The organism is Methanohalophilus mahii DSM 5219 (genome assembly GCF_000025865.1).
Lineage (GTDB): Archaea > Halobacteriota > Methanosarcinia > Methanosarcinales > Methanosarcinaceae > Methanohalophilus > Methanohalophilus mahii.
Map to the genome: position 1 here is coordinate 145,933 of NC_014002.1, position 24,079 is coordinate 170,011.

The 24,079-nt window shown below is 45.2% G+C and carries 25 protein-coding genes; 17 read left to right on the forward strand and 8 right to left on the reverse strand.

Annotated features, from left to right (window positions below):
• Positions 1-84: 84 nt before the first annotated feature.
• The 3 genes from MMAH_RS00580 to MMAH_RS10200 form a co-directional block, all read right to left on the reverse strand.
• Positions 85-342, reverse strand: a complete 258-nt coding sequence (locus MMAH_RS00580; protein ID WP_013036596.1) for a hypothetical protein — start codon at positions 340-342, stop codon at positions 85-87.
• A 105-nt stretch (positions 343-447) separates the two neighbouring features.
• Positions 448-2,451 carry a TIGR04279 domain-containing protein gene (locus tag MMAH_RS00585; protein WP_013036597.1) on the reverse strand — a complete coding sequence of 668 codons (2,004 nt, stop codon included), beginning with the start codon at positions 2,449-2,451 and terminating at the stop codon, positions 448-450.
• Positions 2,452-2,664: 213 nt separating this feature from the next.
• Positions 2,665-3,948 (reverse strand): PGF-pre-PGF domain-containing protein, encoded by a 1,284-nt coding sequence (locus MMAH_RS10200; protein WP_013036598.1) that lies wholly within the window; start codon positions 3,946-3,948, stop codon positions 2,665-2,667.
• Between the two features lie 163 nt (positions 3,949-4,111).
• On the opposite strand from MMAH_RS10200, the gene galU reads away from it, so the two are divergent.
• Positions 4,112-4,987: a UTP--glucose-1-phosphate uridylyltransferase GalU gene (gene galU / locus MMAH_RS00595; RefSeq protein ID WP_013036599.1), complete on the forward strand. Its 876-nt coding sequence runs from the start codon at positions 4,112-4,114 to the stop codon at positions 4,985-4,987.
• Positions 4,988-5,017: 30 nt separating this feature from the next.
• Here the strand turns inward: galU and MMAH_RS00600 are convergent, their stop codons facing one another.
• Positions 5,018-5,812, reverse strand: a complete 795-nt coding sequence (locus tag MMAH_RS00600; RefSeq protein WP_013036600.1) for a hypothetical protein — start codon at positions 5,810-5,812, stop codon at positions 5,018-5,020.
• 79 nt (positions 5,813-5,891) lie between these two features.
• The gene (locus MMAH_RS00605) at positions 5,892-7,019 is read right to left on the reverse strand and encodes a glycosyltransferase (RefSeq protein WP_013036601.1); all 1,128 of its coding nucleotides are present in this window, start codon (positions 7,017-7,019) and stop codon (positions 5,892-5,894) included.
• A 192-nt stretch (positions 7,020-7,211) separates the two neighbouring features.
• Here MMAH_RS00605 and MMAH_RS00610 point away from each other — a divergent pair, with 192 nt between their 5' ends.
• From MMAH_RS00610 to MMAH_RS00640, 7 genes are all read left to right on the forward strand, one after another.
• Positions 7,212-9,683, forward strand: a complete 2,472-nt coding sequence (locus tag MMAH_RS00610) for an oligosaccharyl transferase, archaeosortase A system-associated (protein WP_013036602.1) — start codon at positions 7,212-7,214, stop codon at positions 9,681-9,683.
• A gap of 92 nt (positions 9,684-9,775) precedes the next feature.
• Complete coding sequence (locus tag MMAH_RS00615) at positions 9,776-10,081, forward strand: nucleotidyltransferase family protein (RefSeq protein WP_013036603.1); 306 nt, start codon at positions 9,776-9,778, stop codon at positions 10,079-10,081.
• A 132-nt stretch (positions 10,082-10,213) separates the two neighbouring features.
• Complete coding sequence (locus MMAH_RS00620) at positions 10,214-10,408, forward strand: YwbE family protein (RefSeq protein ID WP_013036604.1); 195 nt, start codon at positions 10,214-10,216, stop codon at positions 10,406-10,408.
• 153 nt (positions 10,409-10,561) lie between these two features.
• On the forward strand, positions 10,562-10,840 hold the full coding sequence (locus MMAH_RS00625) for a hypothetical protein (RefSeq protein WP_013036605.1): 279 nt from the start codon (positions 10,562-10,564) through the stop codon (positions 10,838-10,840).
• Positions 10,841-11,168: 328 nt separating this feature from the next.
• Entirely contained in the window at positions 11,169-11,651 is a 483-nt protein-coding gene (locus MMAH_RS00630; RefSeq protein WP_013036606.1) for a 3-isopropylmalate dehydratase small subunit, read from the forward strand.
• Positions 11,648-12,496, forward strand: coding sequence for a DUF7714 family protein (locus MMAH_RS00635; protein WP_013036607.1), 849 nt, complete (start codon positions 11,648-11,650; stop codon positions 12,494-12,496). Before MMAH_RS00630 ends, MMAH_RS00635 begins: the two co-directional genes overlap by 4 nt.
• Complete coding sequence (locus tag MMAH_RS00640; protein WP_013036608.1) at positions 12,493-13,488, forward strand: isocitrate/isopropylmalate dehydrogenase family protein; 996 nt, start codon at positions 12,493-12,495, stop codon at positions 13,486-13,488. The genes MMAH_RS00635 and MMAH_RS00640 overlap by 4 nt, the downstream gene beginning before the upstream one ends.
• Before the next feature lie 3 nt (positions 13,489-13,491).
• On the opposite strand, the gene MMAH_RS00645 is transcribed toward MMAH_RS00640, so the two are convergent.
• From MMAH_RS00645 to MMAH_RS00655, 3 genes are all read right to left on the reverse strand, one after another.
• Entirely contained in the window at positions 13,492-13,734 is a 243-nt protein-coding gene (locus MMAH_RS00645) for a hypothetical protein (protein WP_157198667.1), read from the reverse strand.
• Positions 13,735-13,849: 115 nt separating this feature from the next.
• A complete protein-coding gene (gene pyrH, locus MMAH_RS00650; RefSeq protein WP_013036609.1) occupies positions 13,850-14,554 on the reverse strand; it encodes a UMP kinase in 705 nt (234 codons plus the stop codon).
• Positions 14,555-14,834: 280 nt separating this feature from the next.
• Positions 14,835-15,011, reverse strand: coding sequence for a 4Fe-4S binding protein (locus tag MMAH_RS00655; protein ID WP_013036610.1), 177 nt, complete (start codon positions 15,009-15,011; stop codon positions 14,835-14,837).
• Positions 15,012-15,238: 227 nt separating this feature from the next.
• Here MMAH_RS00655 and MMAH_RS00660 point away from each other — a divergent pair, with 227 nt between their 5' ends.
• The 9 genes from MMAH_RS00660 to MMAH_RS00700 all read left to right on the forward strand — a co-directional run bounded on the left by MMAH_RS00660 (position 15,239) and on the right by MMAH_RS00700 (position 24,075).
• A complete protein-coding gene (locus MMAH_RS00660; protein WP_013036611.1) occupies positions 15,239-15,784 on the forward strand; it encodes a type IV pilin in 546 nt (181 codons plus the stop codon).
• Between the two features lie 56 nt (positions 15,785-15,840).
• The gene (locus MMAH_RS00665; RefSeq protein WP_013036612.1) at positions 15,841-18,042 is read left to right on the forward strand and encodes an ATP-dependent DNA helicase; all 2,202 of its coding nucleotides are present in this window, start codon (positions 15,841-15,843) and stop codon (positions 18,040-18,042) included.
• Positions 18,043-18,082: 40 nt separating this feature from the next.
• Complete coding sequence (locus MMAH_RS00670; RefSeq protein ID WP_013036613.1) at positions 18,083-19,042, forward strand: beta-ribofuranosylaminobenzene 5'-phosphate synthase; 960 nt, start codon at positions 18,083-18,085, stop codon at positions 19,040-19,042.
• A gap of 8 nt (positions 19,043-19,050) precedes the next feature.
• The gene (locus MMAH_RS00675; protein WP_245526273.1) at positions 19,051-19,998 is read left to right on the forward strand and encodes an NOP5/NOP56 family protein; all 948 of its coding nucleotides are present in this window, start codon (positions 19,051-19,053) and stop codon (positions 19,996-19,998) included.
• Positions 19,995-20,678 (forward strand): fibrillarin-like rRNA/tRNA 2'-O-methyltransferase, encoded by a 684-nt coding sequence (locus MMAH_RS00680; protein WP_013036615.1) that lies wholly within the window; start codon positions 19,995-19,997, stop codon positions 20,676-20,678. The genes MMAH_RS00675 and MMAH_RS00680 overlap by 4 nt, the downstream gene beginning before the upstream one ends.
• A gap of 9 nt (positions 20,679-20,687) precedes the next feature.
• Entirely contained in the window at positions 20,688-20,924 is a 237-nt protein-coding gene (locus MMAH_RS00685) for a DUF2769 domain-containing protein (RefSeq protein WP_013036616.1), read from the forward strand.
• A 3-nt stretch (positions 20,925-20,927) separates the two neighbouring features.
• Positions 20,928-21,347 (forward strand): rhodanese-like domain-containing protein, encoded by a 420-nt coding sequence (locus MMAH_RS00690; protein ID WP_013036617.1) that lies wholly within the window; start codon positions 20,928-20,930, stop codon positions 21,345-21,347.
• A 117-nt stretch (positions 21,348-21,464) separates the two neighbouring features.
• Positions 21,465-23,198 (forward strand): right-handed parallel beta-helix repeat-containing protein, encoded by a 1,734-nt coding sequence (locus MMAH_RS00695; protein ID WP_013036618.1) that lies wholly within the window; start codon positions 21,465-21,467, stop codon positions 23,196-23,198.
• A 40-nt stretch (positions 23,199-23,238) separates the two neighbouring features.
• Entirely contained in the window at positions 23,239-24,075 is an 837-nt protein-coding gene (locus MMAH_RS00700; RefSeq protein WP_013036619.1) for a class I SAM-dependent methyltransferase, read from the forward strand.
• The last annotated feature ends 4 nt before the right edge of the window (positions 24,076-24,079 follow it).

Here is a 24,079-nt window from a genome sequence, read left to right on the forward strand (position 1 = left end):
CAATAGCTCCAATAACAAAAACATTGTGATGCTTTTATTAGAATCATTTCAAAACAAAAAATTAAAGAAAAAGAGGAAATAGTTTCACACTATTTCTGCGACTTTGAATACCACTATTGCAACGAAGGCAACGAGAAGAGGCATTATACCCATATTAAGTGAAGTGTTTAATGTCCTGTTCCATTTACTGGACGCAGATAGTATCTCTTTGGCTGACAATAATAGAATAAGACCGATTACAGCCAGTACACCGTATTCCGGCAATCCGATGCCAGTTGTCATTGATATGGCACCTGCTGCTGAAGAAATTGCACTGGTTGTTGAAATTACACTGGTAAGCATGATTATCCTCGTATGTTTCTACAGTTTAATTGGGACGTTACTATTAAAAGGTTTTGGATTTTTCCGGAAAATATATGCAGGTAAAAAACCTGCATATCAATTCCTTTACAGTTTCCTCCTTCTCAAAAGGCCTGCTACTGCCAGCAATCCAGCAATGGCAAAGACTGCTTCAAATCCTGGGATTCCCTCTTCTTTTCCAGGTTCGGTTACTTCGATCAGGTCTGTCTTCTCCACAACATCGACTCCACCTTCGCCTTCAACTGTCAGCACAACAGTGTAGGTTCCCGGTTCTTCATAGGTGTGTGTGGGGTTTTGTTGTGTGGATGTATTGCCGTCACCGAAGTCCCATTGCCAGGAGTCAATATTATCTGCCTCTGCTGTAAAGGTGACTTCCAATGGACTCTGTCCTTCTACAGGAGTTGCTGTGAAGTCCGCTTCTGTGTCTGCTGGTTCTGTAACCGGTGCAGAATCCGTATCAGCCACGATTGCGAAACTGGAAAAGCCCGGTGTTTCTGCAGTATAGTACACCTTATCTTCATCTTCTCCTGTCATTGTGGTTGAAAGGGGTGTCCATTGTGTGGTGTATCTTAACAACCTGATGTTTGAAGGGTCCAAATCATTTTCATCCAGCCAGGTTTTATCCACGCCGAAGGAAATTGTTGCTTGTTCGATTCCCTCTTCGGTAATTCTGGAACCAATCAAGATGTTAAGATTGCTGTAGATGAGTCCGGGTGGCTGGGTATCAACCCGTGTGGAGGTATCTTTAAGTACCTCTACCAGCACACTGGTGTAACCTGCATTGATCAGCGGGGTGATTATTATTGAATCCACCGGGGTACTGCCTTGAGCGAAATTGTATTCTGCCCGGGTATTCATGGCTATGAATTGACCGTGTGCTTCTCTCTGTTCAACGTTTCGGTAGGGTTCTGCACTTACAGCAGCTCCACTGTTGCCTCCACCACTGCTGCCTCCGACAGAGTCATCCTCCTCCTCTTCTGCAGATACGGGAGGATACTGGTTGAAGGCAAGCAGATCTCCTCCTGATCTGACCATTGTAAATAGGATATAATCGCCTTCATCAAGTCCTGTGGTATTCAGATTCAGGATTGCACTGGTCTCAGATGTGCTTACATTTTCTATGACAACTTTATTATCTCCGGCGCTTGCAGTAATTTTATCCTTAAAATCAGATGATGCTGGATTGGAGAAATCAATTCCTGTCAGAGACAGCCCTTCAAGAAGGGGTACGCCGTTTACGGATGCGTTGAGCCCATCTCTGCTTCCGTTGTACTGCATATATCCTTCTGCCCTGTATTCACTTTCTTCAATGTATTCACTTTCTTCAATGTATATTGCCTCATAGATATAATCTGATTTGTTGGCATTCGGCATACTGACAGTAACTTCTTTTCCGTTTTCAGTGTCTTTCACTTCTGTAGTGGAATCATGGTCTAAAACCGTGAATGCGGTGGCGGAGAGTAATGGATTTGTGGGATCATCTTCTATGATAACTATTATATAGTCAGCAGGATCAAGAGATCCATAGTTCACAAAGCAATCCCCCTTCTCGTCAAGGGTTCTATTTTTAGGATTTTTGTCAGAATTCATCAAATTTGCAATATCGTCTTTCTCTCCATCCATCAGCTTATCAATAGCCGAATACAATCCGGAAGCATTTGTTTTGATCAACGATACTTCCACATCTTTATCGGCAAAAGATTCTGAACCATCAAAGGTAAATGATACATCATCACCAGTGACATACATTGGATGTGTTTCGTATGGATAGATGATTTTGTGGTCAGAGTATTCATCCACATTCAGATCAATACTGATATTAATCCCCTTTTTTGTGAATGAAGTATTATTTACTCCGTTATAGGTAAAAGACATGGGAGATGGCAACTGGAATGCTTCTCCGCCCTGTAATTGTATCCAGTTGCCGTCTATATCAGACTCGTGGTTGGCAAAGTTAAACGTGCTGTCATCCACTGTCATTTCCATAATGACATCGTCGTTGGTTGCTGCTCCTGCAGATCCAGAAATTATCAATGCAGTTGATGCTATAAGTAAAAGTAATACAAAGATGCTATGTTTTAGTTCCCTCATATATTCTTAATCCTCCGGTATGGTGTAATGTGTTAGGGTCAAATGACAATTTGCTTTTATTGATACTATGGTTATAAATTTTCAAGTGATAAACCTTGTCCCTAAAAACAAATATTAATATAATATTCCTGATCTTAAAACTAATCTCACTTCTTGTATGTAACTACTTTTATATAAGTTTAAAAAAAGAGTATGTCCAATACAGGACATTTCTCATTGTCTGTTATTCTTCATTTTCCAGATCACCATTGCTACCAGCCCCGCCATAACCCCTGCTATGAGTATCCACTCGGCATTCAGACCCGGTTTGGAATCTGCTGGTGTTTCAGAGCTGTTCTGTTGTACGTTCTCAACTGTGGTGTTTGTCTGATTACTATCGGTTTGGTTATCAGTATTTGTTGTTTGCCTGGTTTCCCCTGCAATCGCAAAGGGGGAAAAATGAGTGGCACTTGCCTTGTAAAGGGTATATTGCTCATTCCCTGATATCATATCCGTAGGCAGGCGAGTCCACTGGTCAGCATCCTCCTCATAATGCATTAAGACAACCGACTCAGGGTTGATATTATTATTATCTATCCAGTCGTTTTCAACCTGAAAATGGATCTTTGCAGACTTGATATTTTCGGCAATCGCAAAACCGCGGTTTCCCACCCACATGTTGATGTGCTTATACACATTGCCGGATGGCTCTTTTTTGACCATCACAGACACATCCTTTAAAACCTCTATTCTTACAGGTACATCCATTACTGTGATAGCGGATGTAAGATTAATTGATTTCACAGGAACTTCAGGATCGGAAAACTGAAAATTTACGGGCGTATCGCTGAAAACCCTTTGTGTGATGAGTTCTTCTGCATCTACATTATTATTCGAATTGTCCGGAGTGGAACCTCCTCCGCCACCTCCGGAACTACCTGAGCCTCCGCTACTGCTGCCTGAAGACTTCAATGTGATGGTTTTTGTCTCCCCTGCCACAGTTACTTTGAATTGTCCTGGGGGAATACCATTTGTGTTATATTCTCCTTCAAATTCACCGTTTTCCACGTCTATATTCTGAGAAGCGGTAATTGTGAGATCTACATCATTTGCTCCTGATGCAGCTTTGCCGTCAATTTGTATATTATAATCTCCGGAAGGGACATTTGATTGGGATACTGTTGCCACACCCGAGGAGGATGCATCTGCACTTTTTGTGATCCAGAATAGGATTTTGACCCTGACATTCAGATCCTCGGCCCCCTCGGCCTTTACTGTAAAAGTATTGGATCCCTTCGGAATTTCTACATCATCGATGCGGTATTCGTATTCCCCGTCTTCTACTGAGACGGTCTTGGTAAATTCCACATTGGCCTTTACCGAATCTGCAGAAGACGTGCCGTTTATTGTAATTCTATCTCCCACGGTCGGATTTTCAGGAGTAACTTCAAACGCGCCGGCTGCAGACACTCCGAATATCAGGATACTAATCAGTAATAATATGGACAATCGTTTCAATGATGGACACCTTTTATTGAAATTATTATATACTCATATTTCTACTTCCATTTTACAGTTATGCTTGACAAAAAACTATCGGATATTTGCAATTCACAGACCAAACCCTAATATCAATTGGAAACATCAAACATAACAGAAAATGATACCCGAGGATACTCAAATGGATGTAAAAAAGGCCGTAATACCGGTGGCGGGACTGGGGACTCGTTTCTTACCGGTAACAAAATCAATGCCCAAAGAGATGTTGCCGATAATAGATACACCTGTGATTCATTATGTGGTACAGGAAGCCATCGAATCCGGGATCGATGATATCATATTTGTAACCGGGCGCAATAAGCGGGCGATCGAGGATTATTTTGACGGTTGCCCGGAACTGGAGATGCATCTTAAGAATCGGGGTAAGTATGATATGCTGGAGATGGTGCAGGAGATCTCCTCAATGGTGGATATCCATTACATCCGCCAGAAGGAACCCAACGGGCTGGGCGATGCCATCATGACCGCCCGCAAACATGTCAGCGGGGATCCTTTTGCAGTGCTTCTGGGTGATGATATTATTGTCAACGAGAAACCCTGTACCCGTCAGTTAATCGACGTCTTCCGGAAATACGGCCGCTCCACGATCGCGGTGGAGGAAGTGCCACAGGATAAGGTCAGCAGTTACGGGATCATAAGCGGCAGTCCTGTGGATGAATATCTGTATGCCCTGGATGATATCGTGGAAAAACCCTCTGTGGAAGAGGCTCCTTCCAATATCGGGGCCATCGGGCGGTACGTTTTCACTCCGGAGATATTCGATTGCATTGAGCAGACATCCAAAGGTGTGGGTGGCGAGATCCAGCTGACCGACGGGATACGGCTGCTCAACGATTCACAGAAAGTCTATGCCCACCAGTTCACCGGCAGGAGGTATGATTCCGGTAACAAGGTGGAGTATGTGAAGGCAGTTCTGGATTTTGCCATGAAGGATGATGGGATGAGGGAAGAGATCCAGCAGCATTTGCAGAATCTGGGGCCAATCACCCACGACTGAATATATGGGTTCTGGGTTTTCAGATCCCTTTTACATTCTTTTTTGTGAAATCAACAGGTAGCCTTCAGCCAGCAGTAACAATCCAATGCAGATGATAGTGGTATTGATAATTACTGGATACTGTCCTGCAAACCCTTCAGGTGAGATGTGTTTTGACAGGATTGCTGCATAAGCCCAGACAATAACAAGGCCATAGGCAATATCCCTGTTTTTAAGCATTGTCAAGGCTCCGATAAGAAAGCCAAGAACTATTATAATAACGGTCCATATGGGCTCGGCTAAACCAAAACCCTGCCAGTTCCAGCTGACAAGAAGGATGGTGGCATTGGCAATGGTGGCCACTGTGATCCAGCCGAAATACACGCTAAACGGCAATCCGATAAACAACTTCTCTGTTGCGGAGAGTTGTTCTCTGTTTATTCTTTGGTTTATCAGGATCAGGCATACGAGGATTACAACAATCAGTATCAGGGATAATGGTATTATTTGATAGTGCCAGGCAAATATCCAGGCCGCATTGGCAATTGAGGAAATTGAGAAGATGATTCCTATTTTACTTAACAGTCCGGTTTTGACAGAAGTTGCAGTACCCTGGAAAACTCCGAGTTGATACAGTGTATAACCTGCCAGCAGCAGATAGATGAGTCCCCATATCGCAAAGGCCCAGCCTGCCGGGGCAAAGAGATTGGGATAGGAATCCGATATCTGACCAGTGGTTATCCCATTGATCGGAAGAATGTTGGCCAGTGCATTGACAATAACCATGATTGAGAAAGTTATTGCTGTGGCTATTTTTACGGTTGTGAATCTTTGGTTTCTTTCCATTTTCCCCCACTCATTGCTAAATGAAATATGCTAAAAATAATCTGAATATGTACCTGAAACAAATATCAGTGTTTCTGCTTTATACTTTCTTCCTTTCAATTGCCTGCCACACATGTACTCCCCTGGACATGTAGACCAGACTTACCAGCAGGTAGATCTGATGCCATATGAAAGAAGATATAAGGTTGGATTTCCATTGCCCGGACAGCAGCGCTAATCCAAACAGTACCAATACTCCGATGCCCCAGATTAAATTGATACTTCCCAGCACTACCGACCAGAGTATCACTGCCAGGAAGAATGAAACAGGGGCTATGAAGAACATAACAAAACGTAAAGGCAGCACAAACAGCCCGAATTTTCCGTATTCTGGAGATACTAACCCGAGGTTGTGGAGAGTGGCTTCCTGCAATCTGGCCGAGCGCCTGAGTTTCTGGCGGCGCTGCTGGTCCATATCACTGGTGATGTATTCGTAGAAACGGGCTGAGGATTCGTAGAGGCAACGGTACCCATTACGGATGATGCGCAGTGCCATCCCTGCATCGGATGCTCCCTTTGTTTCAGGGATAGGGGAGAAGGCTTTTTTTCTCATCACGATAAGCGGGCCGTTGAAACAGTAGGTGGAATGCAGGCAGCTTTCCCAGCTGCACATCCTGCCGTAGACATCCCTGTAGGCCTTTTCGGAATGTGTGGTAAAAGAATCCTGCCGGGCAATGGGTTCCAGTTCCCCGCAGACTGCCCCTATTTTCTCATCGCTGAGCAACCTCCCCAAGGCATTATTGACAGCATCCGGCTCAAAGGTGACATCTGCATCCGTGGTCACCACAAAATCTGTAGTTGCCTCTCCTACTCCCATGTTCACCGAAGCATTGGTGCCGGTACGTTTTTCCTTAACGATCACTTCGCCGGAAAGATCATACTTTTTAAAAGCCTCCGCTGCCAGGCCTACTGTATTATCTGTGGACTGGTCATCCACTACAATCACATGGATGTTTTCGGTGGGATAATCGATGTCCTTTAAGTTCTTGATACGGTGTTCGATGACCTCACTTTCGTTGTAGGTGGGAATTACCACTGTGATCGGAGGTTGAGTATCCGGTGTGTGGATTTTTGAGCTGGAAGGTTTAAGGATGGCCAGGATGTAAATAAGATATGTAATAACCGGGATAAGGGTGAATAGTACTGCTGCAATGAGTAGGTAGTTCATTGTTTTTGATTAGGGTGTGAATTGGATATAATTGTTTGGGATGTCATCTTGATTGCAATATTATATTTAATTAGATTCCTTCTAATAAAGTTCAAACACTGATTATCTTTACTTCTTCTCAAAACTTTTAAATTGGATTGAACAATACAATTGCATCAATCATCTCATCAATCATTTCAAGAAGTGTGGGCTATGACAATAGATTATAAAGACAAACTAAAATCTTCCTTTTTGCCCTTTACGGGAATTCTTCTGTGTTTCCTGATAGCACTGTACATTAGAACAATCCCTGCAGAAAGCGTATTTATCGGCGAGAACTTCGTGCGTTTCGGTGGTAACGATCCCTGGTATCACCTGAGAAATGTGGAATCCATTCTGCATAATTTCCCCTCTATGCTCTGGTTTGATGCCTATACCCAGTATCCTTATGGCACTGATCAGGTCTTTGCCCCTCTCTTTGACATGTTCCTTGCCACAATTATCTGGATAATTGGCATGGGAAACCCCTCCACTGAACTCACCCATACAATCTGTGCCTATTATCCGTCCCTGCTGGGTGCTGTGATCGTTATCCCTGTATATTTTGCAGCCAAATGGATTTTTGGTGACAGACGTATCGGTCTGCTTGCCGCTTTCCTTGTTGCCATCGCACCGGGTCAATTCCTCTCCCGATCCATTATTGGATTCAATGATCATCATGTTGCAGAAGCCCTGCTCAGCACGGTTGTTGCGATGTTTCTGATCTTTGGCCTGAAACGCAGTGAAGAACATGATTTGAGTCTGGCTTCCCTGAAGGAAAACGGACTGGCACAGATCAAACCTATTCTCCCCTATTTCCTCCTTTCCGGCTTCTTCCTCGGCGCCTACACCCTCACATGGAAAGGAGCCCTGTTCTTCAGTTTCATAATCGGTGTATACATCACAGCCCAGCACATCATTGACCATATGCATGGCCGATCCAGTGAGTATCTGGCCATCGGTGGCATGGCGATCTTTGGTGTGGCACTTATCATGGTACTGCTTGCACCTGAAATTGGTGGTACCAAATCCCGACAAATATTCGGGTTGGCAGCGGGCCTTGTGGCTTTCCCCCTTCTCTCTGTGCTGTCGTACTACATGAAAGAGAAACAACTCAGTCGCTACTACTATCCACTCTCTGTAGCAGCCCTTTTCGGCGGAGGCATCCTGCTGGCCCGCATGTTCTCTGAATCCGCTTATGCTCTGGTTTCCAGCGTCTTCAGTTACTTCATGCGCACAGGCGGCGGCCTCACCATCGCCGAAGCCTCCCCACTCCTGATGCGCAGCGGTGAATTCACCTTACAACCCCTCTGGTACAACTTCGGAATCACGGCTATAGTCTCCTTCTTTGCCCTGTTGATCCTGGCCTACATTGCCATCTATCGTCGCAACAACCGGGAGCAGACCTTCCTGATCGTCTGGACCGTAATGATCATCTGGGCCATGCTGCAGCAGAACCGGTTTGCCTACTACTACTCGGTCAATGCAGCCATCCTTTCGGCATATATCGGGATCAAAGTGCTGGACCTGGCGGGCTGGAAAGATATCAGGAGTCCTTTTGCTGAAACGACATCCAATATAAGTGGCTGGTTCAAACAGATCAAACCGGTACATGCATTGGCACTTGTACTGGTGGTGCTTGTACTGGCCTATCCGTCCTACGACCTCTCCATGCAGCAGAATCAGGGCACAGGAGGGCCCAATGGCTACTGGATCGAGGCGACGCAGTGGATGAAATACAATACGCCGGATCCCGGTCTGGATTATTATGAAAGCTATGAAAAGCCGCCCGAAGGTCAACTTTTCTCCTATCCCGATGAAGCATACGGTGTGATGTCCTGGTGGGACTACGGCCACTGGCTTGAAGTGATCGGCCACAGGATTCCCAACGCCAACCCCTTCCAGCAGGGTATCGGTGGCCGACGCAATAGTATGGATGAAGAGAACAGACCAGGTGCATCCACCTTCTTCACTGCCTCCTCAGAAGCAGAGGCCACAGCAGTACTGGAAGCCGTACACCCCGATCCTGAAAAGGCAGGGGCACGTTACGTGGTCTCCGATGTGGAGATGGCCACCGGTAAATTCTATGCCATGGCTGCCTGGACCCTGGATACCGATAATTACTATGTGCAGGCCCAGACCAACCAGGGTACCCAGACTGTACCCGGAGAGCGCTATTTCAACACCATGGAAGCCCGGCTGCACCTCTTTGACGGCGATGGTCTCACACAGTACCGTATGGTGCATGAGACCCCGGCTGCCAATACCGCAGAGGCCGGTTACAAGCAGGTTTACAATGCCCTCTTTGACGGCAATATCGAAGTGGTTAATACCGGTTATGTGAAGATCTTCGAGTATGTGGACGGTGCCACCATCACCGGACAGGCACCTGAAGGAGAAAAGGTGACCATCACAAATACCATCCGCACGACCACCGGCAGGACCTTTGAGTACTCCCGGTCCACCACGGCCACAGATGGGACCTATGAATTTGTGGTGCCCTACTCAACCGAGGGTCCGGTGCAGGGACAGACCCAATTCGATACCGCACCCACAGGTTCCTACGAGGTTTCCTTCGGGGATACCACTGAATCTGTGCGGGTAAGCGAATCCGCGGTCCTGAATGGTGGGGAAATAGAGGTTTGAGGCCTCTATTTTCTCTCCTTTTGAAATCTATTGCTTCTCTATTTTTTAATCGATACCAATTAATAGGTTCAAATACAAACAATCAAATGCCTATGGCTTCACATAATAATGCAATAGATATTTACAAACACCAGCTTCACAAGATGTTGCCGGAGTTAAAGGAAAAATATAAGGTCGCCTCTCTTGCTGTATTTGGCTCTTTTGTCAGGGGGGAGCAAACGAACAGCAGTGACCTTGATGTACTGGTTGAATTCAGCGAAACCCCGGGATTGCTCGAGTTCGTTGAGCTTGAAAACTATCTTTCCGATACTCTGGGGATCAAAGTAGATCTTGTGCACAAAAAGGCTTTGAAACCAAATATTGGGAAAAATATACTTAATGAGGCCACACCGCTATGAAGAATGAACGTCAAGTCTGCCAGAAGCTCCACTGCATCCAATAATACCGCAACATTCTGAATCAAATCTCCTATTGCAACTCTTTTTTCCTCGATAAACAACCTTATATGTCTGCAGGCTCACCTTCAGACCATGAATGCAGGCACTAACAGGAGCAATATCAGGACAGGGCTAAACGTGGGAATCGTTCTAAAAAAGGATCAAAAGAGCGGCAAGATAACCAAAGGTATTGTCAAAAGAATTCTCACCAAGTCCTCCTCTCACCCACACGGAATAAAAGTACAACTTGAAGATGGTAGTGTCGGAAGGGTCAAGGAAATTTATTGATACTGGAAGTTTCAGTCCGATTTTCTCATTTTTCTGGTCATAAAATTACCCGTTGAGCTGGCAAAAATAATATATAGATATGTTTGCGTATTCATTAGTTATCAATTAGTAACAATTGAATATGGTAACATAACAAAAAAGAGGGGATTATTCATGAACACAACACCACCATTAAATAAAAAGGGCCGTTCACCTACTTTGAATACCATCAAAATGGTAGAAAATACTCTTCAAAACATGGATGAAAGCATAATATCTGTTGCCGATCTGAAAAGGAATTTGCCCAAACAGGTCAATCATAATACACTCACGACCATTCTGGAATATCTGGAAGAAAGTAACAAGATTGCAGTGACCATCAAAGGTATTACGTGGATACATAATGATAATAATGTTCTCAATAAAGCAATATCAAGAGGCATTGAGATATGAAAAAGGCCCGGATTGTCCTTATCGACAACGCGGCTAACAAATACCAATAGCTGCAAGAGAAGGCATCCGACTCCAAAGTGGAAATGGCCATTGTGGAAGCAATCCGAAACAAGACCGATATTTTCAAAAGGAATATACACTAAAAAAAAGATTCAGACAAAAGCGACTCGATTCTTGTGATAATTGTGGATATTGTTGATCATCCCTGCTACAACAAATTATTTGGCTATCAGAAGAAATAAGGCACACATTGCATATCAATCAATAATTCGCTACCTACAAATAATAGATAAAAGGTATCCCTAAGCAGGTGAGAGGATTGGACAAAGTGATTAAAGGTAAAGCATGGATCTTCGGTGACGATGTGGACACCGATGTTATAATCCCGGGTAAATACCTGCGTACCACCGATATGCAGGTCTTTGCAGATCATGCCATGGAAGGCATCGACCCCGATTTTTCAAGCAAAGTATCTCCCGGTGACATCATTGTCGGCGGCAACAATTTCGGCTGTGGCTCCTCCAGAGAGCAGGCACCCCTGGCACTCAAGCATGCCGGTGTGGGTTGTGTGGTTGCCAGATCCTTCGGACGCATTTTTTTCCGCAATTCCATCAATGTGGGTTTGCCGCTGATTGAGGCGGATGTGGAGTGTGAGGAAGGTGATGAGGTCGAAGTCAACCTCTCCGAAGGCACTGTGAAAGTGGCAGGCAGGACCTATACAGGCCAGCAGATCCCCGATTTCCTGCTAGAAATACTGAGTGACGGCGGGCTTGTCGAGCATCGTAAAAAACAACAAAGGCTAAATTCATGATATTTCCTCTTGAGTACAAGCACGTGGGTGTAACCCATATCCATCCCGATGAGGATCCAGAGGAGCCCATCTATTTTCTGACCCACTACATGCTTGTGGAGATATGTAATGGAAACAAATGGCTCTATCAGGTGGAGCACAGCGGTGAAGATCTGTTGCGGAAAGCCGAATCCGTGGAACTGCTGGCAAAACCGGAAAAGATTGTACGTTTTCCTGAGATACTCAATATAAAAAATCGCTCCCTCCTGATCCAAAAGGCTGCAGCATTGTGTAAAAACGGTATAACCACGGTCATCTTTACGGGTATCGACAACCATGTGACCTTTGTGCATGAACCCGATCCTTCAGTAATCCTGGAACTTGAAATACTGGATATCGCTCCGCCCTACCCATCCTGGCTGACCGATGTCGTACGCCGGCTGGAATCTTCGGGTATATTCGGCGATCTTACAATCACATTCAAAGAAAACACGATCGATCTGACCCGCTTCAGCGGTCCGGATACGGTTTTTCCCTGCTCTTCCTCGGGTCTTGAAGGCAAATGTCTGGATAATGATATAATCGAAAAACCCGGCTCTTTACTTGTGGGCTGTGAAATATCCCGCTCTCTCTTCGAATCCCGCTTCCCGGGGATGGAATATGATTTTATCAGTCTCTGTCCCTTCACCAGTGATATTGTCAAACCTTCCGGACCCTTTATAGCCCGCTGCTGTCGGGCTGAGAATGCAGGCCAGGTTACCATCAACGGCTTTCCCGGGGCGACCGTACACTGGGGGGCTGCTGAGTTTGATGTGGCAACTACGATCAGGGAACTTGTGGACAGGCTAAGGAAGGATTGTGCATGAAACTGGCTGTGATTGAAGGCGATGGTGTGGGCAAAGAGGTAATACCTGCTGCATTGCGGGTACTGGATTGTTTCGATCTGCCGCTGGAAATAATCCCTCTGGAACTGGGTTACGGTAAATGGGAAAAGACCGGTCAGGCAATCACGGATGCAGATCTCGAGATCCTGAAAAACTGTGACTGCATCCTGTTCGGAGCGGTTACCACGCCTGCGGATCCCAATTACAAAAGTGTGCTGCTGACCATTCGCCGGGAACTGGATCTCTATGCCAATATACGGCCCTTAAAACCCATAAAGGGAATAGAAGGTGCCACGGGCAACACGGATTTTGATATCCTGGTGGTGCGGGAGAACACCGAAGGATTGTATTCGTCCATTGAGGAAGTGGGCGAGAATGAAGCCTGGAGCAAGCGCATAATCACCCGTCGGGCTTCTGAACGCATTGCACAAATAGCCTGTGAATATGCTGCCAAACGCCACAATCATCTGACCATTGTCCACAAATCCAATGTGATCAAGGCGGATTCCCTGTTCCTCAATACCTGCAGGAATGTTGCTCAAGCCCACAACGTAATTCACGATACCATGCTGGTGGATGCCATGGCGTATGATATGGTGCGCTCTCCTGAAAAATATGATGTAGTGGTGGCTCCCAATCTCTACGGGGATATTCTCAGTGATCTGGGCGGGGCGCTTGTGGGCAGTCTGGGTTTGCTGCCCAGTGCCAACATTGGAGAAAAACAGGCTTTTTTTGAACCGGTGCATGGGAGTGCTCCCGATATTGCAGGAAAGGGTATAGCCAATCCGATTGCAGCCGTACTTTCAGTGGCCATGCTGCTGGACTGGTTGGATAGACCTGAACAGGCCCGCATAGTCAGGGAAGCTGTGGAGGCTTCCATTAATGAAGATATAAAGACTGCTGATCTGGGTGGCAATTTTACAACAGAGCAGGTAACAGGTTTTCTGGTGCGCTACGTACAATCCCATTCCTGATTTTCAGGTCACGCCCAGTAGGGAAGCAATTCCCTTCTCTGTTACCACGGCCCTCCCTCCGCCAATCCACATCTTTATCACAAAATTAGTAGCTTCTGCCAGGGGATGCCCTCCGTCCACAACCCGGATCATTAGAGCAGATATAAGGGAATGGATTGCTATGATCAGAAGGATGAGGAGGGAAAGGGTCTCCAGGCTTTCCACATCCGTATGCAGGATCATCCCGATACTAGTATCAACCATCATGTGATTGCATGAATGAAGTGAACATGTCCTGCATAAGTTGACTTTAGGTAGAGAATAGGTTTCTACAGAGCCCTTAAAATACTATTATTTACAAATAATCCAGTTTATTGACAAATCAGCTCTTGATCCGTGTACCCACACGTTCTCCTTCGACAGGTTCACTCTTTATTTTTTCCTGCATTACGACTTTGTAAATATCCCCTTCACTGGAACCATCCATAACGATTGTTTCAATATTGCATCTCTCGATTATCTTTGCAGCCAGGGGATCTACAGGGGATTTTGAACCGGCTTTCATTTCAGTGGACATTACCACATCAAGCAGCTCTTTGGGACTCATCACATCAAATTTTTCAGCATCATTGGATGTTGTCGGGTCTTTTGAATATACGCCGTCCACGGAAGTTGCAATCACCATTAACTCAGCTCCCAGATACTCGGCAAGTACTGCGGAGACCGTATCTGTGGTCTGTCCCGGGATTACACCTCCCATTACAATGATTTTGCCGGAGGAAAGGGCAAGTTCTGCATCCCTGTAACTCTGAGGTGGTTCTGGATATGCATTCTTGCCCAGGGCAGCTATGAGGAGCTGGGCATTGAGACGGGTAACATCGATCCCTATAAAATCACAGGTGACCTCATTTGCTCCGACCTGTCTGGCAGCTTCTATGTACTGGCGGGCGGCAACACCTCCACCGGTCACGACTACCACGGAATGTTCTTTCGAAAGCTCTTCCAGCATATCGGCGTATTTTGCGAACCTCTCTGGATCCAGGTCCCTGGCAAGAATGGATCCGCCTATTGATATTACTACTAGCATGAATGGTCCTCCGGATATTGTTCAGAAGTATTATGTAAATGTACTATATGCAAAACGGGAATGAGAGATGGATACAGCCCCTTTGTAAAAAAGAATTTTTGAGGCTGCATTTTCCCGCCTTCATAAATGGTATGCCTGATACAATCGTTCTATGCCCAAATCCCGTGCATCTGAAGAATAGCCGGTAGTTCTATAATTACTGATTATGTAATAGAATCCCTCTTCAGACATAGGATTGACCCGGCAGAATTGTTCAAAAAAGTAAAGAAAAATGGAATAATTATTCCATTGTGATTGCTTCGGTTGGACAGACGTCCACGCATACACCACAGTCTACACACTCTTCAGCGTCTACGACTGCAATATTTTCATCGTTCATTGAGATTGCTTCAGATGGACATTCGTCCACGCATGCTCCGCAACCTACACATTCGTCAACATTGATTACTGCTACCATATATATCGACTCTCCTGTTGATTTTTGATGTCTGATTAGACTTCATCCTATCATTAAACAACTAAAATAAAAAGTTATCGATTGGCTCATGCGTTACTAAATTCAACATTCATTTAGATAGGATTATACACATATCGAAAATCTTTTTTATGAAATGTTACATTACAAATACGAAATCCAAAGTATATTATTATTATTATTAACATTTCATTTCAGGGTAGGATTCAATGAAAGATGAAAATGGCATTTCTCCCGTTGTCGGCATCCTGTTAATGATTGCCATAACCATTGTTCTTGGGGTCAGCCTGGCTTTCTTTGCAATTGGTTTTGAGATGCAGGAACCTGCACCTTTTGTGGCCCATTCAAGCGGGGAACTGGTACGTAAAGGAGATACAGATGTAGATTTCGGAGATCAAAGAGTATACATATATCATGAGGGGGGTGACGCTGTGAAAATGTCTGAAGTTGAAACTATGGTGGATGCTACTGAAGTTTCTGGAATGAAAGCCCGTATTGTAAACTTGCCTGTATCAAAAACAGAATCTCTTGGAAACCATATATTAGGTGATGATGGTCTAATAGATAAGAGTGCTCCTAATTTTGAAAAATGTGGTGGCGCAATCACAAAAGAATATTTTTCTGTAGGAGAAAAGTTGTGGTTTCGCATTAATAGTGGCGAATGTCCCTTAGAAAAAGGTGACCAGATAACTGTAAAAATCATACATACGCCTACCAACACCATAGTCATAGAAGAAACTTTGACCGCTTCCTGAGAGGCATAAACTTCCCATCCAATATCTTTTTAATAGGAGGAGCTTTAGGGAAAGCCATGAGCACCCCTGACAATTATATCCAGTACTTCCCCCTGGAGCAATGTTATCCCAACCAGAAAGACGCAATGGAGAAAATTCACCGCTCCCTGCTGGAAGAAAATCTGGTGCTTTTTGAAGGGGCCTGTGGGACCGGGAAGACCCTGAGTGCTCTGGTTCCCTCGCTGCATGTGGGAAAACAATTGGGCAAAACCGTGTTCATTGCCACCAATGTCCATCAACAGATGTTACAGTTCATAGATGAGGCCCGTCAGATAAAACGTACCCATGATATCAAGGTCCTTGTCTTCAAGGGTAAGATGAGCATGTGTCCCCTGAAACAGGGGTATGATGAATGCGAGGCCAAACGGGATAACACCTATGATCTCATGGAGATCGAAAAGGAAATCATTCTCAAAAAACAGGAATCAAAGGCTGCCTGGGATGAGTATAAATCCTCGGGGGAAGCGGCTCATGCTTCTCTGAGGGATGCAATTGATGAGGAGCGGGAAAAACTCGAGGAAAAAGCAAGTTCCCTGAGAAAACGTTCATGTGACCCTCTGTATGAGGTTTTAAGGGTAGAGGATGAAAAATTCCAGAAATGGCTTTTCCAGGATGTACGTGATCCCGAAGAGGTCAATGATTACGCCGCTGAAAACGGGATGTGTGGTTATGAACTACTCAAGCGGGAATTGAAAAATGCCGACCTTGTCATAGCCAATTTCCATCATATCCTCAATGATATGATATTTTCCACAATGCTGCGCTGGATGGACAAAGAACCCGAAGATATCATTGCGATATTTGATGAAGCCCATAATATAGAAAACGCTGCCAGATCCCATTCATCCATTACTTTGACCGAACACACCATTGAAAGTGCCCTGGCTGAACTCAATGCCAATGAAAAAAGTGATCTTTTTACCTCCATGCCGGTTGAGGATGTGGAAGCCGTACTCTCCATCCTGCTGGAAGTGGTTCGGGATACCTATGATAACCGTTTCAAGTTCGGGGAACGTCAGCGTGTGGGGCGCAACTGGTATGACATACGCATAAGTGACCCCTATGAAAGAAATGATGTGGTCCACGCTCGTTTTATGAGGCGAATGAAAGAGACTGGTTATGGGGAGGAAAAACAGGTACAGGAATTGCTCGGGATTGCTGCTGAAGTGGGGGGTTTACTGGATAATGCTTATCATGAGCAGTATAAACAGGGCCAGATCCCTATACTGAAACGATCTCACTTAAAACCCACAGCAGAATTTTTCTCCCAGTACCTTAAACTATCCAACAACGAGAATTATTATCCGGTACTCAATGTCCGCCGGGATCAGGGCGGGGAGATCTATGGCAGGCTGGAGTTGTTCACCTGTATCCCGAAAAATGTTACAGGTCCGCTGCTGGATTCGATCTATTCGGCAATCCTGATGTCTGCAACCCTGAGACCCTTTGATATGATCAAAAGCACCCTGGGTATTACACGGCAGACATGCGATTTGGCCTATGGTCTGACTTTCCCTGAAGAACGCAGATTGACCATTGCAGTATCCGTGCCTCCCCAGTATTCGCGTATAAGGGACGATCCCCAGAACCTGCAGATATTAGAACAGGTGTTACAGGACACTATTGAAAATGCCGGAGGCAATGTCATTATCTTCTTCCCGAATGCTTTTGAGGCAAAACGGTATTTCCGCAAATTCGATGGTGTGCTTGATGTAGAACTGTTCCTTGATGAAACCGGGATATCTGCCCAGGATATACGCAAGAGTTTCTTCCAGACCGGAGAGCAGGGAGGCAAAGCTGTCCTTTTTACCTATCTCTGGGGTACTCTCAGTGAAGGAGTGGATTACAGGAATGGTCGCGGCCGGGTTGTTGTGGTTGTCGGTGTGGGTTATTCGGCATTGAATGACAGGATGCATGCCGTGGAATCTGCCTATGACCATGAGTTCGGTTATGGTGCCGGCTGGGAATATGCGGTACAGGTTCCCACGATACGTAAGATCAGACAGGCTATGGGCAGAGTGGTACGTTCACCGACCGATTACGGTGTCAGGATACTGCTGGATGGCAGGTTCATGACCGATTCCGTTACAAGACTGGGAAAATATTCGGTATACTCCTCATTTCCCGAAGATGAGAGAAAAGAATTCCTTGATGTGGAACCCGCGAAAGTGAAATATTCCCTGCTCAATTTCTTTTCGGACATGGAAGAGCTGTCCTGACACATATATATATATGATTGTGAATTAGTTCCAAGGTACTATGATCGAGATCACATCCCCTTCAAGGCTGCACCTCTCTCTGATTGACCTTAATGCTTCCCTGGGTCGGGTTGATGGGGGAATAGGGGTTAGTCTGCAATATCCCCACATACATCTTACCGCTGAAAAAAGTGATCATTTGGAGATTACCGGCAATTCGTTACTGTACGACAAAGTGCAATCTGCGATTTCTGCCCTGCTGCCTGAAGGAGAAGGAATCAGTATCTATCTTGATGAGGACATGCCTGCCCATGTAGGCCTGGGTTCGGGGACACAGGTGGCTTTGTGTACCGCGGCTGCGATCAACGAGCTTTTTGAACTGGGATTTTCGATCAGACAGCTGGCACAAAAGGTGGGTAGGGGTGGTACTTCCGGCATCGGTGTGGCGGCTTTTGAAAAGGGGGGTTTCCTTGTGGATGGCGGGCATCGTTTTTCCGATAAAGGCACTTTTTCCCCCTCCTCTGCCAGTCCGGCCCCGCCAGCTCCGATCGTTTTCAGGCATGATTTTCCGGACTGGCCTATAGTGCTGGCTCTTCCTGACAGACAGGGAGCTCATGATGCACAGGAAGTGGATATTTTCAGGCAGGTCTGCCCGGTACCCCTGGAGGATGTACAGGCGATCTCTCATATCGTTCTGATGCAGATGATTCCGGCTGTGATTGAAAATGATATTGAGAACTTTGGCATTGCACTTGACAGCCTGCAGACGCTGGGATTCAAAAAACAAGAGATCTCTCTGCAGAGCCAGCAGGTGCAGGACGTAATTGAACAGATGAGACTGGCCGGTACCCATGGTGTCGGGATGAGTTCCTTTGGGCCTGCAATATGTGGTTTTGTTGAAAATGAGACTAAAGGGAAACGTATTGTCCGGGAAATACAAAAATTCCTGGATGAGAGTATAGGAGGTAAGGTTTTGCTTACAACTCCCAATAACACCGGTGCGGATATCAGGATGGATTAAACTTGAATGTGAAAACCTGGTTTGCAGATATTGAAATCAATGAAGATGGAAGTGTGGCTGAATGCAGTCCCTGTACGCAGGATGTGCAGCAGCTGGCAAAAAGATTGCTTGTCTTTCAGGCAGATCCCAAACAAATCCCCCTGGCAAGTTTTGATCCCGTTAAAAAAGCCATTGAATGCGGTTTTGTATCTGGGAAAACTGAATATTATTCCCTGTTGCAGCAAACCTGTATTGCAGCCACCCGGCTTAAGATAAAGAACTCTTATTCTCCGGATCTGCGAATAATCCATGCTGTGGAAGCACTGGATGATATTGATGAGGCGGCCAACCTGCTTGCTGAGAGATTGGGCATATGGTACGGCGAACATTTCCCCGAAGCAGGCATGTTAACCGAAAACCTGGCCAAATTCGTAGCAGAGAACGGGCTCAGGCAGGATCTGCCACAGGATTCACAGTTTCGTGAGACTGCCCTCTCGTCGGTGGGTATGGAAATGGATGCAGAGGACGGGGCTATCATAAAGGCTTTTGCAGCGGACCTCTCGTCCCTGTATGAGAGGCGTCATGTGATAGAATCCTATATTCGCAAAAATATGGAGCAGCTTGCTCCCAACCTGGAGAAGGTCGCAGGAGCTAATCTGGGCGCCCGGTTGATCAGTATGGCCGGAGGTTTGCAGTCTCTCTCCCGGATGCCGTCAAGCACCATTCAGGTAATGGGTGCAAACCAGGCCCTTTTCAAACATCTCAGAGGTAAGGCTACCTCTCCCAAACACGGTATTATTTTCAATCATCCTCTAATCAAGAATTCCCATCCCAAAATCCGGGGCAAAATGGCCCGTGCTCTTGCTTCAAGCCTGAGTATTGCAAGCAGGGTGGATGCTTTTTCCGGCCGGCTGAATCCTGTAATTAAAGAAAAACTGGATCGTAAGGTCCTGTCTATCAAGGAGGGGGATAAATGAAGGTCAAAATCTTCCATGAAAACATTTTCACGCTACAGCAGGGCAAGAAAAGGTTCCTTGCTACCAGAAATCTTACTCCCGGCTTGGAAGTGTACGGGGAACGCCTGGTGCAGGTTGATGAAGCAGAGTACCGTATCTGGGAGCCCAAAAGGAGTAAACTTGCGGCAATGCTGCTCAAAAAACTTCCCTCTCCCTTCACAACCACTTCAAAGGTGCTTTACCTGGGCTCGGCCACAGGTACTACTGTCAGTCATGTTTCGGATATTGTGCAGCAGGGAGTGGTCTATGCAGTGGAATTCTCACCTCGCACAATGCGGGACATGTTGCCTGTCTGCGAAGAAAGGGCAAATATAATTCCCCTGCTTGCCGATGCTTCCAAACCGCAATCCTATGCAAATGTTGTGGAGCCTGTTGATGTGATATTCCAGGATGTGGCCCAGCCCAACCAGGCATCCATTGCCCTGTCCAATGTGCAGCACTTCCTCAAACCCGGAGGTTACCTGTTGATGAGTATCAAGGCCCGGAGTGTGGATTCCACTGCAAAACCCGATACGGTTTTTAAACAGCAGCTAAAAACATTATTGGAGCAAGATAATTCAAAATTGGAACTTGTCAAGAAGCAGAAACTTGCACCGTTTCATATCGATCATCTCGGAGTAGTTGTAAAAAAGACTGAATGAGGTTTGCAGGTGGCAGATCAGGATGAATTGAGGCAGGGTCTGGGCAAATATTTCGGTGTTTGTCCTTCGTATCATCACTCCAAGGCCTGTTTATGTAAGAATTGCCCGTCCTATCCGGGTGAAGGTTATATGTTCTGTGCTCGGGGTCCTGTATCAGGTGAGATCAGTCAGGAATGTATGTGCAATGACTGTTATGTATATCACCAGTTTGCTCTTGAAGGGGATTATTTTTGCAGAGAGGAATGAATCGTGAGCAAAAATACAATTGTTGTGTTAATTTGTGTACTGGGAACTCTGGCTCTGGGGGGGTGTGTACAGCAGGAGGACGACAACACCGCATCACAACTTGAAAACTGTGAGTATTCTGATGTTTCTGCAGAAGAGGCGTTAAATCTGATTGAAGAACAGGACGTTTTCATCCTGGATGTGCGTACTCGATCTGAGTATGATGCGGGACATCTGGAGGATTCCTACCTGATCCCTGTTTCTGAACTGAAAAACCGATTGGATGAGGTGCCAAGAGATACTGCGATTCTTGTTTACTGTCGCAGTGGCAGGCGCAGTGTAACGGCATCGAATATCCTGCTTGATGCGGGTTATTGTGATGTTTACAATATGGAAGCCGGCTTTAATGAATGGCGTTCAGCGGGTTATCCCTATATGGGATGATTTTCTTGAATATTTGAAGAGCATCTGATTCCTGCTGTTTTTGGGTTTTGCTACTTACGAATGGTTAGTACCTAATGTTCTGAAATCTTATATCCATATGACTCTCTATAATATATTATGAGAGAAAATGTCGATTCACACAGATTCTGGATATTACTGGCCAGTTCAGTAGTATTGGTATTGCTTTCGTCCGTATCCCTGGCTGCTGAGATAACAGTGGATGACGATGGGACTGAGGATTACACAACTATTCAGGCTGCTGTAAATGCGGCAGTGGATGATGACACAATTCTTGTTTATCCGGGTACATACAGTGAGAATGTGGATGTGGGTAAAGAATTGAACATCACTTCGGTAGGCGGTGTTTCTGTCACACATGTCTATGCAGATAATACAGATAAGGATGTATTCCATATTACTGCTGATAGTGTGACAATTAATGGATTTAATATGAGTAGAGCTACTGGTACCAGTTGCAGTGGTATACGTATTGAAGGTAATCACTCTACTATAATCAATAACATAGTGTCAAATAATAAGCTTGGTATCACTTTATTTATTTCTGACAACAATAATATAACTGGCAATACTGCATCTGGTAACAACTATGCTGGTATTTATCTGCAGTTATCTGATAATAACGATTTAAATGATAATATTGTATCAGAAAACAATCAATATGGCATTTATCTAGCTTCTGCTGGCGGTATTTCCAGGAGCAATAATTTTATTAATAACACTGTCTCTAAAAATAATAAAGGTATATTCTTACAATCTCCTCAAGACAGTACTTTGACTGACAACACTGTGTTTAACAATACTAACGATGGTATTACTCTGGATAGTTTTGGTGATCTTTTCTATGTAGAAAACAATACCCTTATTGGTAACACAGTTTTGAATAACAAGAATGGTATATATATTAAAAAGATTAATGGCAATGCCCTTATTGGTAACATAGCTTTGGATAACAATAATGGAATAAAGATTGATTACTCCTACTACAACAATTTGACCCAAAATAATATATCAAATAATACCGACAATGGAGTTCATTTTGTTTCTTCCCACGAAAACAGGCTGGTTAATAACACTATATTGAATAACAAAATTGGACTACGTTTGGGCGGGTATTACGGATCATCTAATAATTTTGTTGGTAATAATTACTTCAACAATTCCAATAATGCTTATTTCGATGCAGATTCCGACAATCACTGGAACACCACAAAAACCACCGGCCCCAATATAATAGGTGGTCCTTATATTGGAGGGAACTTCTGGGCAAAATCGGATGGGTCTGGCTGGAGTCAGGAAAAAGCAGATAACGATGGAGACGGATTCTGTGACAGCATTTACGAACTCAGTGATGGTAACATAGATTATCTTCCCCTTGCCGGTGACAGTACTGGACCTTCAGTTGTCCCGATTTCTCCGATGGAACAAACAGTTGGACCTGGCGAATTGCTTGAACTGAATGTCTCGGTGACAGATGATTCTGAGATTTCCTCTGTGGTGGTTAATGTCTCAAGCGTAAACGACACAATAAATGAAGCGGTTCTTAGCAATGTCAATGGTTACTGGGTAAACAACTCTATAACTCTGGACGTAAACCCTCATGGGATGTACAATCTCAGCATCAATGCAACCGATGAGTTCGGAAATTCCAATACATCCATGAACCTATCTGTTATAGGCGAATCAACTACTCCGGGAGACGGCAATGAGGAAGACGGTGGCAACTTTGTCTATCATCCGCAGCCATTGTTTGATGTTCCCACAGGCAATCCCTTGTTGTTGGTGGGTGTACTGGGGCTTGTAGTTATGTTCTTCGTGAGAAGGAGAGAGTAATTGGAAAGGATTTTTTACTTCTTCTCTCCTTTTCACATGCATGTTGTATTATGAGATCGATTGGGGCAACATCTGGATCGAGCAGATGAAATTGCATAATGAGGCGGATGAACAGGTTCAACAGCCAGACCGCTGGGGAACGTATGCAAATGCCAAACGTTTCTGGCAATCCTCCCGCAAGAGTGGAAAAAGACTGGAAAAGGCCCTGCAGGATATAAAACATGACAGCGATTCCCGGATACTGGATATCGGTGCAGGCCCGGGTTCAATGGCAATTCCTCTGGCTCAAAGGGTTTCCCATGTAACCGCAGTGGAGCCGGCCGACGGGATGACCGAGGTCCTGAAGGAAAACATTGCTGATTACAATCTCGATAATGTCACATGTATCCAGAAGAACTGGGAGGATGTGGCCGTTGAGGAACTGGACGGCATGTATGATGTGATAATCGCTTCCTATTCCCTGCATGTACCCGATATCAGGGAGGCACTGGAAAAGATCCAGCAGGTAAGCAATGGCAGGGTCTATATCTACTGGTTTGCAGGTCCGACTTCCTGGGATAAGAATTATTCACGCATCTGGCCGCAGTTGCACGGCAGGCAATATTATCCCTCTCCCAAATGCGATGTGCTCTATAATGTACTCTATAGCATGGGAATCTATCCGGACATGGAAAACTTTGAGTTGACACATTACACCCGTTTTTCTTCCCTGGATGAGGCGGTGGAGCATTACAAACCCCATTATAAGATTGCCAATAAGCAGCAGGAACAAATCCTGAGGTCCCATCTGGAAGAAATACTGGAAAAAGAAGGGGACGAGCTGGTCCAGGTGGGCCGCTCGTCAAGGGTAAAAATATCGTGGGATAATTCCCACTGAATTT